Origin of the sequence: Nocardioides taihuensis (genome assembly GCF_042657275.1) — a bacterium.
In the GTDB taxonomy this organism is placed as follows: Bacteria; Actinomycetota; Actinomycetes; order Propionibacteriales; family Nocardioidaceae; genus Nocardioides; species Nocardioides taihuensis.
In genome coordinates this window covers 320,575-336,146 of sequence record NZ_JBHSKD010000008.1, presented here as the reverse complement: position 1 = coordinate 336,146, position 15,572 = coordinate 320,575, and the positions used below count along the sequence as shown (strand labels likewise).

Annotated in this window: 14 protein-coding genes and 1 tRNA gene; 6 read left to right on the top strand and 9 right to left on the bottom strand. The window is 68.4% G+C overall.

Annotated features, from left to right (window positions below; translation table 11 throughout):
* Positions 1-179: 179 nt before the first annotated feature.
* Positions 180-602 (top strand): VOC family protein, encoded by a 423-nt coding sequence (locus ACFPGP_RS09475; protein WP_378589521.1) that lies wholly within the window; start codon positions 180-182, stop codon positions 600-602.
* A 182-nt stretch (positions 603-784) separates the two neighbouring features.
* Entirely contained in the window at positions 785-1,309 is a 525-nt protein-coding gene (locus tag ACFPGP_RS09470) for a GNAT family N-acetyltransferase (RefSeq protein WP_378589520.1), read from the top strand.
* A 70-nt stretch (positions 1,310-1,379) separates the two neighbouring features.
* Here ACFPGP_RS09470 and ACFPGP_RS09465 read toward each other — a convergent pair whose 3' ends face one another.
* The 3 genes from ACFPGP_RS09465 to ACFPGP_RS09455 form a co-directional block, all read right to left on the bottom strand.
* Positions 1,380-1,805 (bottom strand): hypothetical protein, encoded by a 426-nt coding sequence (locus tag ACFPGP_RS09465; protein ID WP_378589518.1) that lies wholly within the window; start codon positions 1,803-1,805, stop codon positions 1,380-1,382.
* Positions 1,806-2,124: 319 nt separating this feature from the next.
* Positions 2,125-2,814, bottom strand: a complete 690-nt coding sequence (locus ACFPGP_RS09460; RefSeq protein ID WP_378589517.1) for a hypothetical protein — start codon at positions 2,812-2,814, stop codon at positions 2,125-2,127.
* Positions 2,807-3,310, bottom strand: coding sequence for a SigE family RNA polymerase sigma factor (locus ACFPGP_RS09455; protein WP_378589515.1), 504 nt, complete (start codon positions 3,308-3,310; stop codon positions 2,807-2,809). The genes ACFPGP_RS09460 and ACFPGP_RS09455 overlap by 8 nt, the downstream gene beginning before the upstream one ends.
* Positions 3,311-3,727: 417 nt before the next feature.
* Here ACFPGP_RS09455 and ACFPGP_RS09450 point away from each other — a divergent pair, with 417 nt between their 5' ends.
* Complete coding sequence (locus ACFPGP_RS09450) at positions 3,728-4,900, top strand: TolB family protein (RefSeq protein ID WP_378589514.1); 1,173 nt, start codon at positions 3,728-3,730, stop codon at positions 4,898-4,900.
* A gap of 468 nt (positions 4,901-5,368) precedes the next feature.
* Here ACFPGP_RS09450 and ACFPGP_RS09445 read toward each other — a convergent pair whose 3' ends face one another.
* A complete protein-coding gene (locus ACFPGP_RS09445) occupies positions 5,369-6,586 on the bottom strand; it encodes an FAD-dependent oxidoreductase (protein WP_378589512.1) in 1,218 nt (405 codons plus the stop codon).
* A gap of 1,028 nt (positions 6,587-7,614) precedes the next feature.
* Between ACFPGP_RS09445 and ACFPGP_RS09440 the strand changes: the two genes are divergently transcribed.
* Positions 7,615-8,952: an FAD-binding oxidoreductase gene (locus tag ACFPGP_RS09440; RefSeq protein ID WP_378589510.1), complete on the top strand. Its 1,338-nt coding sequence runs from the start codon at positions 7,615-7,617 to the stop codon at positions 8,950-8,952.
* A gap of 250 nt (positions 8,953-9,202) precedes the next feature.
* Here ACFPGP_RS09440 and ACFPGP_RS09435 read toward each other — a convergent pair whose 3' ends face one another.
* A complete protein-coding gene (locus tag ACFPGP_RS09435) occupies positions 9,203-9,880 on the bottom strand; it encodes a hypothetical protein (protein ID WP_378589508.1) in 678 nt (225 codons plus the stop codon).
* 1,005 nt (positions 9,881-10,885) lie between these two features.
* On the opposite strand from ACFPGP_RS09435, the gene ACFPGP_RS09430 reads away from it, so the two are divergent.
* Positions 10,886-11,401 (top strand): SRPBCC family protein, encoded by a 516-nt coding sequence (locus ACFPGP_RS09430; protein ID WP_378589507.1) that lies wholly within the window; start codon positions 10,886-10,888, stop codon positions 11,399-11,401.
* A gap of 293 nt (positions 11,402-11,694) precedes the next feature.
* Positions 11,695-12,321, top strand: coding sequence for a GNAT family N-acetyltransferase (locus tag ACFPGP_RS09425; RefSeq protein WP_378589506.1), 627 nt, complete (start codon positions 11,695-11,697; stop codon positions 12,319-12,321).
* A gap of 168 nt (positions 12,322-12,489) precedes the next feature.
* Here ACFPGP_RS09425 and ACFPGP_RS09420 read toward each other — a convergent pair whose 3' ends face one another.
* The 4 genes from ACFPGP_RS09420 to sepX all read right to left on the bottom strand — a co-directional run bounded on the left by ACFPGP_RS09420 (position 12,490) and on the right by sepX (position 15,549).
* Positions 12,490-13,518, bottom strand: coding sequence for an adenosine deaminase (locus tag ACFPGP_RS09420; RefSeq protein ID WP_378589505.1), 1,029 nt, complete (start codon positions 13,516-13,518; stop codon positions 12,490-12,492).
* 531 nt (positions 13,519-14,049) lie between these two features.
* A tRNA-Ala gene (locus ACFPGP_RS09415) sits at positions 14,050-14,122 on the bottom strand.
* Positions 14,123-14,174: 52 nt separating this feature from the next.
* The gene (locus ACFPGP_RS09410) at positions 14,175-14,654 is read right to left on the bottom strand and encodes an SRPBCC family protein (protein ID WP_378589504.1); all 480 of its coding nucleotides are present in this window, start codon (positions 14,652-14,654) and stop codon (positions 14,175-14,177) included.
* A gap of 25 nt (positions 14,655-14,679) precedes the next feature.
* Entirely contained in the window at positions 14,680-15,549 is an 870-nt protein-coding gene (gene sepX, locus ACFPGP_RS09405) for a divisome protein SepX/GlpR (RefSeq protein ID WP_378589503.1), read from the bottom strand.
* Positions 15,550-15,572: the final 23 nt, after the last annotated feature.

Here is a 15,572-nt window from a genome sequence, read left to right as displayed (position 1 = left end):
GACTTGCTCTCCTTGCTGTCGTCACCTGAGCCTTGGCGGCCAGGTCCAGAGCCATCCGCTCATGCCGCATAGCGTTCGCTGCGGCCATCCGGTCGTGCCGTTGGTTGCGCGCCAACGTGCCGATGAGCGGGCGGGTGTCGGGGTTGCTCACACGACTGAATCGAAGCCATGCTGGTGTGATGCTCGTCGCCGGGTTCTCGCACGTCGCCCTGACCGTGAGCAACATGAAGGTCTCGCGGGAGTTCTACTCCGAGACCCTCGGACTGACGGTCCTGGACTCGAGCGATTCGTACTGTGCGCTGCTGATCGGCGGCGGCAGCCTCTCTGCGCTGATCCTCACCCACCATGAGGACGGGGTCCCCGAGCCGTTCAGCGAGTTGCGTCCCGGCCTCGACCACGTGAGCCTCGCGGTTCGAGACCTGCCACTGCTCACGGACTGGCAGACGAGGCTGACGCAGTGGGGCGTGCACTCCGACCTGCGCAGGAGCGAATGGGGACACCACCTCAACTTTCGCGATCCAGACAACATCGCGCTGGAGCTTGTCGTGATTGAGCCTGACGCGCAGGTACAACAGGTGTTGGACCAAGCGGGGCTGGTCTGAACGCCCACGTATGCCCCGACGAGACACTCACATGCCGATGTGCGTGCAGCCATGACCTTCACCGACTGCATCGCTGAGAACGGGTCGCCGTAGGCTCCGGCCCATGTGCTGCTCGTCAATCCCGTGACGGGTGAGCCGGGTACCCTGGAAGATCCGAGTTCTCATTGACTTGTGGTGCGAAGATGTCTGACCGCTCCCCCGAAGTTCCCAGCTTGGTGTGCGGGAGTGCGGCTCTGACCTTCGCAACCAGGGTATGGACCTGCCACCAACGCGTGTTCGTTGATGACTTCGCCGATTACGCGACGTGGTACTCGGACCTCTTCGAGAAGCACACCAAGCGGGAGCGGCATCGACTGGCGCTGATCCAGGAAGACGACACCGTGACTGGGTACGCCTGGGGGTACATCGGCCACCGCGGCGAATACTGGGCCGATCTGCTGTGTGACTCGCTTCCTGAGCGGATCGCGTCCTCCTGGGTGGGTGGCCACTTCGACGTCGTCGAGCTTGCCGTTCTCCCCGAACATCGACGCAGGGGCCTCGGAAAGGCTCTTCATGACTGCCTGCTGGATGGCTGGACGGGAAGGTGCCTGCTCAGCACGAGTAGCGACCCCGACGACCCGGCCGTACGCCTGTACGCCCGCTCAGGATGGAGGACGCTCGGCCCCTTGCGGCCCGGCGTGCAGGTCATGGGGCTCGACCGAGCGTAAGTCGCGACCTCCCTGCAGATCTGGTGCACCGAGTCGGGGGCCATCCGCTCATGCCGCTGGTGGCGCGGTGTCAGACTCTCCGCCGCATCACGTCGCGGTGCGACTCGACCTTCGCGAGGGCATCGGGGCCGATGAGTCCCCCAACGGTGTAACCGCCGTTGGCAAGCGTGCTCCCGAGCCATGCCTCCTGAGTCTCGGACCTGAACTGCCACAGCGAACAGAGCCAGTTGAAGCCTGGACGCCCCTCTCGATATGGGGGTGGCAGGGGGCCGCTCATCTTGGGTCCGTCGCTGCCCACGTATGACGGCACGTGATGGAGGAGGTTCGCGAGCATGAAGATGTGGTCTCGAACATTCTGATCACCGTCGGACGCACCCTCCGCGTCCACGCGGTGTCCCGTGGCGGCAACGGACCTGATCTCGAGCAGTCCTAACCTCAGCACTAGGCGCATTGCCTCGTCGCAGTCGTCCGCTAGTTCTTCGCCGCCAGCCTTCATGGGAGCACTATTGCGCAGTGGAGGTGGAGCGATCACGAGTTCGCTGCGGCCATCCGGTCATGCCGCATGGCGTTCGCTGCGGCCATCCGGTCATGCCGCATGGCGTTCGCTGCGGCCATCCGGTCATGCCGCATGGCGTTCGCTGCGGCCGCCCGGTCAGCCGCTGATTTCGCGCTGATCTGCCGATGAGCGGAAGTTGCGGTCTCCGTTTGTCCCGCTGGGCTCGCGAGTGCGCGCTACGACTCCGGCTTGGGGACTAGCTCGTGCGAAGAACAGACGAACTACCTCGCTGTCGCCGACGGCCAGAATCTGCGTGCGGTCACTCGCTCCGCATGTCGCGATGGAGATTCCATTCGGCGATGGCAACCTGGACGTCGGCGGGCGGCGGCCCGTCGGTTGTGGGCACTTGGTAGACCCTGACAAAGGTGCCTTTCTGCACGATCCAGGCCACCGCGCCGTGGCTCGTGGCCAGGATCGCACCGGTCTGGGCGATCGGCTGGGTCCGCCAGGCCGTCTTGGTGCAGGAGATGAGGTTCTCGGCGAGCGTGTCCGCGGCGTCCGACGCCTGGGCCTCCGACCGGAAGCCGCTGACACCTCCGCTTCTGCCTGAGATGGAGCGGTCCGACCAGGTTCCCGAGCACTCCCCCTGATACGCCCAGTCGTCGTACGTGATGTGGTCGGCGACCGTCCAGCCGGGCACCTGCGCGGCCGCGCGAGCAAGGATCATGTCGAGTTCTTCTTCGGAACCCGGCGCGGCAGGCTTCGACGGCGTGGTGGGCGCGGGTGTCGTGGGTTGCCCGATCGGCGAGGGCTGGTCGCTGGCGCTGTGAGTCCCTGCGGCCAGAGCGCTGCCCACTGCGATGGCCGCCAAGGCGACGGCCGCCACGGCGGCCGTGGCACTCGCACGCCTCCGCTGGGCCCGCTTGATGGCATTCGCGGCCCCGGGGGGGCGGGTGTTCTCGCTGACGTCGGCGACGAAGGTGGCGAGGAATTCGTCCAGGTCAGGCATGGGTGGGTTCTCCGTCCTGGGGAGCGAGCAGGGTCGCGAGAGCGGCGCGGCCTCGAGAGAGTCGGGCCTTGACGGTCCCCTCGGGGCAGTGCTCGATCCGCGCGACCTCGCTGAGCGGGAGATCGCCGAGATGGTGGAGCACGATCGCCCGGCGCTGTGCCTCCGGCAGCTGCCGGAGCGCTGCGACCAGGGCGGCGGTCGCCTCCGACGGAGGCGCTGTCGGCTCTGGCTCCCTCGACCTGGCCAAGAACCTCACGACGGTCTGCGTCCTCCGCCAGCGGGAGATCGCCAACCGGGTCGCCACCTGGCGAACCCATGCGCCCGGGTCGTCGTACTCGCGCAGTGAGGACCACCGCGGCCAAGCCCTGCTGTAGGCCTCCTGCGCCAGGTCTTCGGCCTCGCCGAGGATCCCGGTCATGGCATAGGCGCAGGCGACGGTGCGGGGCCAGGTGGCGTCGTAGAACGCGGTGAAGTCGCCCTGTCTGCTGGGATCCATGCGATTCCCCATCTGCTGAGAAGAGGGACCTGTCACAGCCTGACACGCCTGACCGCTGCTCGCGGTTGCATCCGACCGGAGGCAGCAGGGATGCACCAACTCGCCCATGAGCAGCGAGCCTTGAGGTCACCAGGGTCTCCAGCGTGTCAACCGCCCGCTCATGCCGCATGGCGTTCGCTGCGGCCATCCGGTCATCTCGCGGTGCTGATGGTCGTGCCGGCGTGCGAAGGCAGCGCCAAGGGCCGGTGACAGACCCGGGCAACGCCATCGCGGTCTTTCCTTGTCGCCGCAAGGCCATGAGAACATAGTGACCCCATGAGGAGCCGAGGAGTCCGACTTGTCGGGGCTCTTGTGTTTGTCCTTACGGCTGGAGTTTCAGCCTCCGCCGCCGGCCGCGATGTGGAGGGCGATCTTGAGGTGGCGAGCTTCTGGCCCGATGGCCGACTGGCGGACACGTTGGGCAGCTTCGACCTGAGTGGCAATGGGCGGTTTGTGCTTTTCGAGAGCCAAGGCAGGACCTACCGTCGCGATCTGCGCGACGATGTCACCGAGCAGTTGGCGCTGCCCCGAGATCACATGCCGCGCGCTCCGGTGATCACCTCCGGCGGTCGGTTCGTCGCCTACTTGAACACCGACGTCGTGGGCCGGCAGGGCCACTCTCGCCTGGTCGCGGACATCTACGTCCACGACGTGCGACGCGACGTCACCCGCCGCGTGTTGAGGGTCAGCGACCGGGTCGGGGGCGCCCACCTCAGTGAGGGCCCTGTCCTTGGGGGTGGACTGCGTTACGTCGCGTTCGCTTCGCGCGATCCTGACTTCGCACTGCACGACACGAATGCTCGTCGTGACGTCTTCGTTCTCGACCGTCGCAGTGGGCACGTTGATCTGGTGAGCGCTACCCCGCGCGGGCGTCCCGGCAACGGCCTGAGCTGCTGCATGGACATGACGGCGGACGGACGCACCGTCGTGTTCATCTCGGTGGCGTCCAATCTGGTTCGGGGCGACACCAACGACACCGCGGACGTGTTCTTGCGCGACCTTGATGCCGGCACGACCACGCGACTCAACGTCACCGCCGACGGCGGCCAGTCGCGCGGCCCAGCCTGGTGGCCAACCGTCAGCGCCGATGGCAGCACCGCCGCGTTCATCGCGCGCCCCCACTCGCTCGGCCTCAGCTCCACCGACAACGAGTGGGAGGCGTTGGTGCGCGACTTGGTCGCCGGCACAACGACGCCGGTGGCCCCGGACCCGCTGGCCGGAGGCAGTTACAGGCCGACGCTGAGCGAGGACGGCCGATACGTCGCCTACGACTCCAGCCGCCCCGACATCACCAGCACCCCGGGTTGCACGGACTCTCACTCCCACGTCTACCTCCACGACCGCCTCGAGCAGACGACGACCTGCCTGTCACCGAATCTCGACCCCCAGATCCTCACTGATGGCGTCGACGCGCACATCTCGGCCGATGGTGCTGTCGTCGCGTTCTATTCGGAGTTGGAACTGTTGCCAAGTCTCGAATTCGCGGAGCGCTTCTACGCATGGCGCCGCACGCCGCCATTCCCACTCACACCCAGCAGGACATACCCCTAGCCGCGCCACCACTGCCCAGACCGGACAAGCGCGACCAACGCCCGCGACCTCAAGGGCCGCTAGCCGGGCCATCCGGTCATGCCGCGATGTGCGCGCGATCTTGGGACGGGACCAGGGACGGTGCCTGGGCCATGGGGCCGACAAGCCCACGGCATCATTCTCGGCGCCTGGCACCGGCTCGGCCTGGGCCAGGCCACCTGGCAGGCGCGCGCCAACAACGACGACTCCTCCCCCGTGACTCCTGCAACGCCCGTGAACGCCCCTCCTCAACGGACCGGTCTCGCGGGACGTGTGAGTTCAGCCGGCACCTCGAGTGCTGCGGGTTCACTAGTGACGCTTGGTGTCTTGGGCGACTCGATGCAGGCAACCCGGCGGCGGTGCTGCCCACTGCCCCATGGCGACGCGGTCACCGACTTCCAACGGTGAGGGACGCCGGCATGGAACCGGGCGAACCTGAGTGATTCGGCGTCAGGCCGGAGGCTCGCCGAAGAACCCCCTGCGTGCTGCTTCGTCCGCGGTCAGTCCGTCTGGGCCGCACGCCTCCAAGGTCGCGAACCCACCAAGGGTGGGGTCCGCCTCACGGGCGGCCGCGTGCAGCTCTCTTCGACGTGCGCCCTCGGGTCCCTCCTCGTGCTCGATGAGGGCAAGCCACCGGTCGTAGGCGCGCAGCACGTCGTAGTACGCCTCTCGCCGCTTGGCGAACTCGGCGGTAGCGCGCTGCCAATCGCGGTCCGCAAGAAGCAGCTCGCTCAGCAGGCGCACGTCCCGGAAGAGCAGCGACGTCCCCAGGCCTTGGGAGGGGTCCAGCGCGCCGGCCGCGTCTCCGACGAGGACCATGGGTCCGCGAGTGACGTGGCTGGCCCACGTGCAGCTGTTGGCGAAGAAGCCGAGGGGTCCGGCTGGGTTCGCGCCGTCGAACGTACCCTCGGGCGCGGCCCTGGCGGCGAAGGCGATGAACGCCTCGGGGGAGCGCCCAGCTCCTGTTTCGTGAACGCGCTCGGCGGTCAGCCGGATGTAGACACGGCACGAGTCGGCGCCGGTGAGGAACCATCCCACCACGTTCGCGGGTGTGCTGGCCCAGGCGAATGTGTCGTCCCAGCGAACGCCCGACAGGAGAAGACCGCCGAACCGGTGATGTTCGGGATCGGTCACCGTCTGCGCCTGCAGCCAACGCCGGACACCCGAGGTCTTGCCGTCAGCCCCGACCACCAGCCTCGCGTGGTACTCCGTCGTGGCACCCCTGCTGGTGGCCGACACGATGGCGCCGCCGTCACCGTGGCCGTCAGCGACACCGACGACCTTGGCGGGCCGCAGCACGGTCGCGCCCTGTGACTCCGCCCAGCCCAGCATCACCTCCTGCAGCCGCGGATGCGAGAACCCGATCGCGGGCAAACCGTCGATCGAGATCGAGTTCCAGGCCAGCCCATCCACGCGGCGCCCGTCTTCGTAGAAGCCCATCTCCGGCAGCGGCACGGCGCCCACCGAATCCAGCGGTTCGCCGAGCCCGGCCCTCAGGGCCTCCGAGTGCCCCCACGGGAAGCTCAGCTCGCCACGGATGCGGTCCCGGAACCCATCCTCTTTCTCGACCACCAGCACGCCGAGACCGGACCTGGCCAGTACGCCCCCCAACGCCGAGCCCGCAAGTCCACCGCCGGCGATCACCACATCGAACGATCGCTCGGTCATGCCTCATCCAAGCGCGAACGCCCCGATTGTCAAGCAACCACTGAAGAGCTGCGCAACTCTGAGCACGGTTGGTGTCCCGGCGGCCGGCGATGCTGCACCGGCGTGCCGGACTCGGGGCTCGTTGCCCCCGCGAGGACGCCATACGATGACGCCCGAGTGTCGGTCCGGAGGGGGGATCCGGCGTCCCGTCAGGTCGTTGCCTGCCGTTGCCTCGCGAGTGTCCCCCGGCGTGTACCTGCCGCTGAGGTTCTTTGTTGATCGGCAAGCGCTGCAGAAACACCGGCTCGAGTCCGATGCGCAAGAAGGGCGGCTGACGAGTTCGCCGCCGAGATGGGCGACTGCATGCTCTACGTCTGGACTTGGGAAGCAGATGCACCCCTTCCGTACCTCCGGTGCTGGCCGCACGTCGCTGCGGCCATCCGGGGGTCATGCCGCCGGAAGGGGGCAGAGCGCCCTCCAGCCGACCTTCTCGCCCGACCACGAGGAGGTCATCTTCACCTGGGTCAAGCGAGTGCCCGGAAGCGGCAACGAGACCACCGTGCCCGGGACCCTGTCCCTCGACAACGGTCAGGTGACCGCCTTCGGACATGCCTCAGGGCCGACCCACGTCCGATTGCGGGCAGCAAGGTCACCTCTCTGATCCCTGAGGAGTTCCGAGCTCGTCATGGGGAGGCTTGGGGCGGGCGTGCGCGCCAACGGCTTCGCGCAGGGCGCACCGATCATGATTCCTGTGATGTGCGCTGACGGGATCGCCCGGCGGTTCGCAAGCCACCTCCTACCGATCCGCGCCCCGCACGGCGAGATGCTGGCAGTAGCCGCCGTGTGGGCACCTCACTCGGGACGAGACCGCAAGGTTCGCCTGCTGGCCTGACGGTCCGGCTGTGCCGCCTCTGGCGAGCGACGCCGCGGCCGCCCGGTCACGCCGCGGGTCAGACGGCGCCGTGGGGGGAAACCATCGCCTGCTCTTGACCGGGCCGGGGCGCAGTGATTCCGTTTCGGAGCGCAGTCGCCGCGGAAGGAGGTGGACGATGACGTCTCCTGAGTCCGTCCTCGCGGAGATGCGCGCGTCTCTCGAGGGTCAGGTGATCGGCAGGGACCATGCCGACTACGACGCCGCGCGCCGGGTGTGGAACGGTGCGTTCGATCGATTCCCGTTGGCGGTGGTTCGCCCGGCCGTCGTCGAGGATGTTCAACGCACCGTCTCGACGGCCCGCGACTGTGAACTCACGCTGGCGGTGCGCGGAGGCGGACACAGCCTGGCCGGCTTCTCCACCTGCGACGACGGCATCGTGCTCGACCTCGGGAGCCTCGACCAGGTGCAGGTCGACGTCGCCCGCGCTCGCGTGCGCGTACCCGGCGGCGCCCTGCTCCACGACCTCGATGCGGCCACCGTCCCGGTCAACGGCGTCGTTTCCGCTGGCGTCGTCTCGCACACCGGAGTCGGTGGGCTGACGCTTGGTGGGGGAATGGGGTGGAACAGTCGTCGCTACGGGTTGGCGATCGACAACCTCCTCTCCGTGGACCTGGTCACCGCTGACGGAACGTGCCGCACGGTCGACGCGGAGTCCGACCCGGAGCTGTTCTGGGCCATCCGCGGCGGCGGTGGCAACTTCGGGGTCGTCACGTGGTTCGAGTTTCGAATGCGCGAGCTGGGCTCCCCCTGTGTCGTCACGAGCGCCTACCCCACGTCCGCCGCCGACCAGGTGCTCGAAGACCTGGCCGGCATCGCCAGCGATCTGCCCCGCGACCAGACCATCGGACTGTTCCTGTCACGCGACGAGCTCAGGGTGAAGTCCGTCTGGTTCGGCGACACGGCCACCGCCGAAGCGCGCTTGGCCCCGGCGACGCGGTTGGGTGGTCAGCGTGGCAAGTCGGCGACCAGCACGTTCACCGAGCTGCAACACGCTTCCGACGAATCAGTCGCCTGGGGGATCTGCTGCTACTCCAAGGGAGGCTTCGTCTCCGAGCTCGACGATGACTTCGTCGCTCTGATGACCCAGCAGATCGCCGCAGCACCAACCGCCGAGTGTGACGTCTACATGATCCAACTCGGGGGAGCTGTCGCTGACGTCGATGACGACGAGACCGCCTACTCAGGTCGAGCCAACGCCTACTACTACGTCGTGACAGGGTGCTGGGACCGACCCGAGGACCGTGAAGTCGCCGCACAGTGGGGCCGCGAGACTGCTGCGCTGTTCAGCCAGGCATCGGGCGTGACCTCGAACTACGTCAACGAACAGTCCGACAGCAGCCAGGACTTCGTGCGGCGTGCGTACGGGGAGAAGAAGTACGAGCGCCTGGTCGAGGTCAAGCGGCGGACCGATCCCACGAATCTCTTCCGCCTCAACCAGAACATCAGCGCCTGACAGGTCAGCTCGAGGCACGAGCGCGTGCCGCTGGACCTGCCGCGGCCGGCGACGCTGCGACCATCCGCTCATCCCGCAGACTGCGCGGTCCTGCCGATGAGTGGTCGCGCGAGCGCGCCGTGTGGCGGGACGTCCTGGGTGACGGCAGAGTGCCCGAGCGCGCCGCAGCCGCAGGGGACGCTGAACCCCGGATGGACGGAAGCAGGGGGCACCACAGGCACCCCCTGTCCTCCAGGAGTCGCCCTGCGAGTCAGATGCGGGTCGTGTAGGTGTAGTGCATCACCACGCCCCGGATCCGGTAGGCGCACCGGCCGGTGACCTTCATGCTCGCCTTGATGGTGTCGCGGTCCACCTTCCACACCTTCTTCGTCAAGGTGCCGCGGCGGCAGCACTCTCGCTTCCCGTACATGAAGTACTTCTTGGTGACCTGTGCGTTGTCGGGCCGCTTGGCGGGGATGTTGAGGGTGAAGGTCACCATGGCGAACTTCCCGTCCCAGCAGGCCAGTAGCACGTCGGTGGACTCCGAGCGGACGTCACAGTTTCCGCGGGCCGCAGCCCGGTAGCGGCCGGGAGTGTCGGCGTTGGCGACCACCCGGTCCCGCTTGAGGACCTCCCCGGTGGCGACGGTGACCTCCCGGGTCAGCACGTGCCCATCGCCCCCCGCGTCGTAGGCGGTCAGGGTCACCGTGTAGACCCCGACCGGCACCTTCCCACCGGAGTCATCGACACCCCGCCACCGCAGGTAGGTCTTGTCGGTACCGACATGCCCGGCGAACACGACCTCCCCGTCGCTGTTGGTCACCGTGTAGTCCGCGCCGTAGGGGGCGTTCTCGTCGCCGTCGTAATCATCGGAGTACCAGTACAGGTTCACGTAGTCCTTGTAGCCGTCGCGCACCTGCGGGTAGATCGTCGTGGGGGTGAACTTCACGGTGGAGAACCACGGGTCGGTCGCCCGCTGCCCCACGGTGGAGCCGACGGCTGGGATGGGCGTGCGACTGGTCTGCGGGGTGGCTGCGTGACTGGCTCCCGAACCCACGGGGCCGAGCACCGTCCCCAACGCCACGACCCACGCTGCACCCGCCGACAACAGAACCTTCCGCACTTTCATCTGGCGACCGTAGGCGCCACTTCGTGGCAGCGCCGAGGTCGAGATGGCGTGATCACCCAGATGAGGTAGGTGCTGGACCTGTGGGCGGATCCCGGCCCCGCGCAGCGTCGAGCGTTGCCTCGGCATGTGCCACCTCTCCTTCGAGACGCCACTCCTCGCCCACCCGCCGGTAGTCCACGCGTTCGCCCGGGCGCACGGATAGGTTCGCGTTCGCTGCGGCCATCCGGTCATGCCGCATTGTGCGCGGTCGTGCCGCTGAGCGGCTCCCGTGGGCAGGCTTCAAACACCGCAATCCTGCTTCGAATGGGAGAGATGTCAGTCATGGAGTCGGAGACCACCGTGTTCTGCTGGTGGCTTGCCAGGTGCCCAACAGGACATCAACCCAACGGGGATCGCTCCGCGAAGTCGTTCGCGAACGGAATGACTACAAGGCACAACGAAGTACGTCGCCAAGGTAAGCGAGCCCGTCTTCCCAAGATCCACGAAGGTTGAGGTTCCGGCCCTGTTGATCGGGTCGTGCTCGTGTCGCGACTGATGCACTCGGGACCCGTACGCGGACAAAAGAGCACACGTCTGTACACCTGACCTTCGACCCTGTACCTCGGAACTGCCCCGGTGCTGTGCTCGTCGGCAGGAGGAGGTCCAGCAATGTCACGTCGCAGCCGCGCTCGGATGCCTCGGTCGCCGCGATCGCGGCCCGGGATGCTTCTCGAGACGCTGCCAGCGGTTCCCGTCTGGATCGCCTCCCCCTTCGTACGGCCGTGGCACATGCGATGGGGTGCGACCACCGACGAGGTCGCGGGCGACATGCCCGGGGATGAGGTGGTGAAGCGCGCACAGTTCAACGCAACCCGGGCCATCACCATCGGGGCGCCTCCCTCGGCGGTGTGGCCGTGGATCATCCAGCTGGGATACCGGCGCGGCGGCTTCTACACCTACGACCTGCTGGACAACGCCGGCGAGCCCAGCGCGGAGCGCGTCGTCGAGGAGCTCCAGGACCTCGAGGTCGGCGATGCCATCCCCATGTTCCACGAGATGAACGGGCTCGCCATCGCCTACGACGTCGACTCGATGGACCCGCCCACCTCGATGCTGTGGGTCCACCGCCCGCATCCTGGCGAGGCGCCCGACAGCACGTGGAGCTGGCGGTTGGTCGAGCAGCCCGGAGGAAGAACGCGTCTGGTAACGCGCATGAAGCAGGACTACAGGTGGCAAACCCCGCGCCTCGCGGCCTTCAACCTCTGGCTGATGGAGTTCGGTGACTTCGCGATGGAGCGCAAGATGCTCAGGGGCATCAAGCGTCGCGCTGAGGGAGCAACTTCTTCATCTTCCACTGCTTAGACAGCATGCGACGCTGCAGCGGTCCGCGCATGCCGCTGTCTGCTCGCACTCCTGCCGATGAGCGGTGGGTGAGGACGGCGTGGCGTCGTGCTGGGCAATATCCGGCAACCTGGCTCGCGTGGCCCACCTGCCCGCATGGACGTTCGACGAGGTCAGCGGGCGACGTCGCGGTCTCCTGATCGGTCTTGATGGCCGCAGGTCCGCGAGGGACGTCGCCATGATCGATCCCCAGACATGTCGCTTGCCCAGCGGGTAGGTTCGGGTCCCTTCCACCCACGAAGCGGAGTCCCGGCATGAATGACAGCTCGGCGGTCGCACCGTTCGCCCGGTCGATGCTGGACGTGGCGGACGACACGCTGGTGGCGGCCTTCATGGACGATTCGCTGTTCCGGTGGGTGTTCCCCGATCCCGCGACCCGGCCACGCCGCCTGCGCCGACTCAACCGGGTCCCCCTTGAGTACGGACTGCGCTACGGCTACGTCCGGCAGTCCGACGAGGGCCGGTGCGTCGCGATCTGGATCCCACCTGGGGAGCCGATGTCCCCCGGGCGGATGGTCCGGTCCGGAATGCTCGCTGTGCCCTTCCGGACCGGGCTGGGGCCCATGGCCAGGTTCGGCGGTGCCAACGGGGTCATGGACAAGATCCACAAGCGTCACATGGACGGACCTCACTGGGAGCTGCTGATCGTCGGAGTGGACCCTGCGCTGCAGGGTCGGGGGCGCGGCAGCGCGCTCGTGCGGGACGGGTTGGCCAGGGCCGATGAGGCGGGGCTGCCGTGCTACCTCAACACCAACACACCCGCCAACGTTCCCTTCTACGAGCGGCTCGGGTTCAGCGTGCTCGAGGAGGCAACCCTCGGCAAGGATGGGCCGACGGCGTGGGCGATGCGCCGGGAGGCCATTGCTCAGACCCCAGCCTGAGCGCTGCTGCTGCTCTGCGGCAGCGGCTCCAGCGCGGCTCTGGCCCCGGAAGTACCGGGCGTCGGTCGCTCCAACTGACCATCCGCTCATCCGCGCTGGAAGCTGGTCACAGCGATCGAAAGGCGCTGGAGGCCGATGGCGCTGTCGACAGGCCGGCTCTGTCGGCCTCTAGGGCTGCGAGCCAGGAGGACCTTGGTGCACGGTGTCGATGCCGGGGTCGGCGAGTGCCACGTCGAGCTCGCTCATCAGTTGCCGCTTGCGAGAAGGGTCGGCAAAGGACGCGTCGATCGAGTTCCGCGCGAGCGTCGCGACGTCGGCGGCACAAAGGTGACCAGCCCCCATCAGCGCGTCGAAGTTGTCGTCGACGTACCCACCGAAGTAGGCGGGGTCGTCCGAGTTGACGGTCACCTTGAGACCCCGCTCCAACATCATCGGCAGAGGGTGCGAGGCGATGCTGTTCACGACCTTCAGGCTGACATTCGAAAGTGGGCACACTGTGAGCGGCACTTGATCCTGGACGAGGCGCTGCACGAGCTGGTCATCCTCGAGGCACCTGATGCCGTGATCGATTCGCTGGACGCGCAACACGTCGAGTGCCTCCCAGATGTAGCTGGGGGGACCTTCCTCGCCCGCGTGAGCGACGCAGTGAAGGCCCTCGGCGCGCGCCCGCTCGAACACCCTCGCAAAGTTCGACGGCGGGTGGCCCACCTCGGCGGAGTCCAGGCCCACCCCGATGAAAGGCGCGTCGAGCGCCAGGACTGCCTCGAGGGTCGCCATCGCCGACTCTTCGCCTTCGTCGCGCAGGAACGCCACGATGAGCCCGCTGCTCACGCCGTGAGTCCGCAACGACTCGGACAGCGGGCCCGTCACGCCAGCCATGACGTCACGCAGCGGGACCCCACGCTCGACATGTGCCTGCGGGTTGAGGAAGACCTCGGCGTGCCGGACTCCTGCCGCGGCAGCACGATCCAGATAGGCGGTGGTCATGTCGGCAAAGTCCTCGCTGGTACGCAACACGGCGACGTTGGCATAGCAGAGGTCCAGGAAGGACTGCAGGTCGGAGAAGGCGTAACGGGCCCTCAAGTCCTCGAGGTCCGCGTACGGCAGCTCGACCCCGTTCCGTTCGGCAATCGCGAAGATGGTCTCGGGCTCGAGAGTGCCTTCGAGGTGGAGATGGAGCTCTGCGATCGGAAGCATGCTGGCATGCCTACCACCCCTGTGACCGACGCTGGCGGCGCTCTCCCTCGAGAGCCAGGTGCGAGGGATCGTTTCGACCGTGGTTGCCTTCGACCTGGCTGCCAGGGGCCAAGCGCAACCGCCCGCTCATCGGGTGCTTGTTCCATTGACCTCACGATCGGGTGCTGACGAGGCTCGGTCGAGGTGTCTGGGACTGTCGTTCTCACATCGGCTGCCCACGTGCGGGTGTGGCTCTCAACTGTCCAGGCGGCGACGAGCCAGGCGTCGGCCAGCCGTTGGTCGCGGGCTGCGGCGCCGGCGTGGTCCTGTCCTCCTGGTCCAGCGCCGAGGAACCCCTCGGTGTCACATGTGCGGTGCGGGAACCGCCGCGCCTCGGTGTGTGCCCGGGGCTGCCGCGTCCGCGCGGTGCCGAACCCGGCTCGCGGGCGCCCGTCGAACCGGCAGGGGCCCGTCGGTCGGCGCACAGCCCGTGGAGAGGCCGAGAACCCCGGTGGGAGCACTCTGCGCTCTCACCGGGGTTCATCGGCGTTGTGGAGCTGAGGGGATTCGAACCCCTGACCTTCTCATTGCGAACGAGACGCGCTACCAACTGCGCCACAGCCCCAAGCGAGGGGAAACGTTAGCACCCGGGTGGCGGGCGTTCCGAATCGTCCCCGTCAGTCGACGAGCAGGGGCTCGATCTCCTCCAGGGCCTGGCGTGCGTAGCTCTTCCACCACCGCGCGACGAGGCGTACGACGGGTGCGGTGACGCCCGATCTCGGGTGCAGGACCCAGGACCAGGTGACGCGGCTCCCGGTGCCGGCGGGCTCGAACGACCACTCCCCCTCGACCCGCTCGACGAGGGGCGCCATCGGGCCGGTGATCCGGGTCAGCTCGTAGCCGAAGCGGTGCGGGCGGTCGAGGGTGACCAGCTCCTCGCGCATCGTGCCGCGGTCGGCGAGCACGATCGTGCGGGTCTGCCCGAGCCCGGTCGCCCACGCACCGCCGGTCTGGTCGCGGACCGTGCGGATCGGCGGCAGCGGGCCGTAGCGGCGGCGGAAGATCGTCGGCAGCGGCGCCGGCGCGACCACGTCGAAGGCCCGGTCGACGGGCACCGGGTAGGTGCGGCTGGCGGCGACGCCCAGGGGTCCGCTCATGCTCCGAGGCTATCCCCGGGGGCGGTCAGGAGCCGACGGCGCGGCCGTCGTCGTCGTTCCGGCGCTTGCGCTCGGCACGCTCCGCACGGCCCGCCTCGTCGGCCTCACGGGCCAGGGCAGCGTCGGACTCGGTGCGGCCCGAGGTCCACACGCCGGTGGACTCGAGGTCGATGGTGCGCACGGTGCGCGTGGCCGCGGGCTTCGAGACGTAGGTCGGGAGGGTGACCGGCATCGGGTCCCAGAGACCCTCGTCGGTGATGGCCGGTGTGGAGGCGGTGTGCGCCTCGGCGAAGGCGTCCTCCTCCGGGGCGTCCTCGGGCGCGGCCTCCGTCTCGCGGGAGGGGCCCGACGGCACGATCGCGCCGGGGCGCCGGGCGGCGCGCTCGGAGCGCACCATCAGCCGGCAGGCGACCAGCCAGGCGACGAGCAGCCCGGTGGGCGCGGCCGTCCACCACCAGGAGATGACGCCGGACGCGGCGACGGCGGCCACGGCGACGAGCACGCCGAGCAGGAGTCCGAGCACGCGGCGACGCCGGCGGGCGGCCGTCGCGGCGGCCTCGCGGCGCGCGGCGGGCGACAGGTCCCGGGCGGGCGCCGCCGGCACCTCGGCGGCCTCGGCCACCTCGTGGGCCTCGGCGACCGCAGCCGCCGAGGAGGGCTTGGTCGTCACCTCGGGCACCGACCGGCCGCGGCCGGGGGTGACGACGAGGCGGGCCTCGCCGCGCGAGCGGCGGGCGGCGACAGGCTCGCGTCGGGCCAGCACGCGCATCGTGTGCGAGAACCGCTCCACGGAGCGGCTGCGGACGACGTCGTCGTGGTGGCGCAGGGCCTTGGGCACCAGGTACACCGCCCAGGCCACCGCGAGGGCGACGAAGATGAAGGCGCTCAGGTCCACGGATCCGAGGGTAGGTTCGCGCC

What these genes read in the sequence shown, in the direction of transcription:
- ACFPGP_RS09420 (WP_378589505.1), bottom strand. Translation starts at nt 13,518, where the DNA reads ATGCTTCCGATCGCAGAGCTCCATCTCCACCTCGAAGGCACTCTCGAG.
- ACFPGP_RS09445 (WP_378589512.1), bottom strand. Translation starts at nt 6,586, where the DNA reads ATGACCGAGCGATCGTTCGATGTGGTGATCGCCGGCGGTGGACTTGCG.
- ACFPGP_RS09460 (WP_378589517.1), bottom strand. Translation starts at nt 2,814, where the DNA reads ATGCCTGACCTGGACGAATTCCTCGCCACCTTCGTCGCCGACGTCAGC.
- ACFPGP_RS09425 (WP_378589506.1), top strand. Translation starts at nt 11,695, where the DNA reads ATGAATGACAGCTCGGCGGTCGCACCGTTCGCCCGGTCGATGCTGGAC.
- ACFPGP_RS09455 (WP_378589515.1), bottom strand. Translation starts at nt 3,310, where the DNA reads ATGGATCCCAGCAGACAGGGCGACTTCACCGCGTTCTACGACGCCACC.
- ACFPGP_RS09465 (WP_378589518.1), bottom strand. Translation starts at nt 1,805, where the DNA reads ATGAAGGCTGGCGGCGAAGAACTAGCGGACGACTGCGACGAGGCAATG.
- ACFPGP_RS09440 (WP_378589510.1), top strand. Translation starts at nt 7,615, where the DNA reads ATGACGTCTCCTGAGTCCGTCCTCGCGGAGATGCGCGCGTCTCTCGAG.
- ACFPGP_RS09470 (WP_378589520.1), top strand. Translation starts at nt 785, where the DNA reads ATGTCTGACCGCTCCCCCGAAGTTCCCAGCTTGGTGTGCGGGAGTGCG.
- ACFPGP_RS09410 (WP_378589504.1), bottom strand. Translation starts at nt 14,654, where the DNA reads ATGAGCGGACCCCTGGGCGTCGCCGCCAGCCGCACCTACCCGGTGCCC.
- ACFPGP_RS09475 (WP_378589521.1), top strand. Translation starts at nt 180, where the DNA reads ATGCTCGTCGCCGGGTTCTCGCACGTCGCCCTGACCGTGAGCAACATG.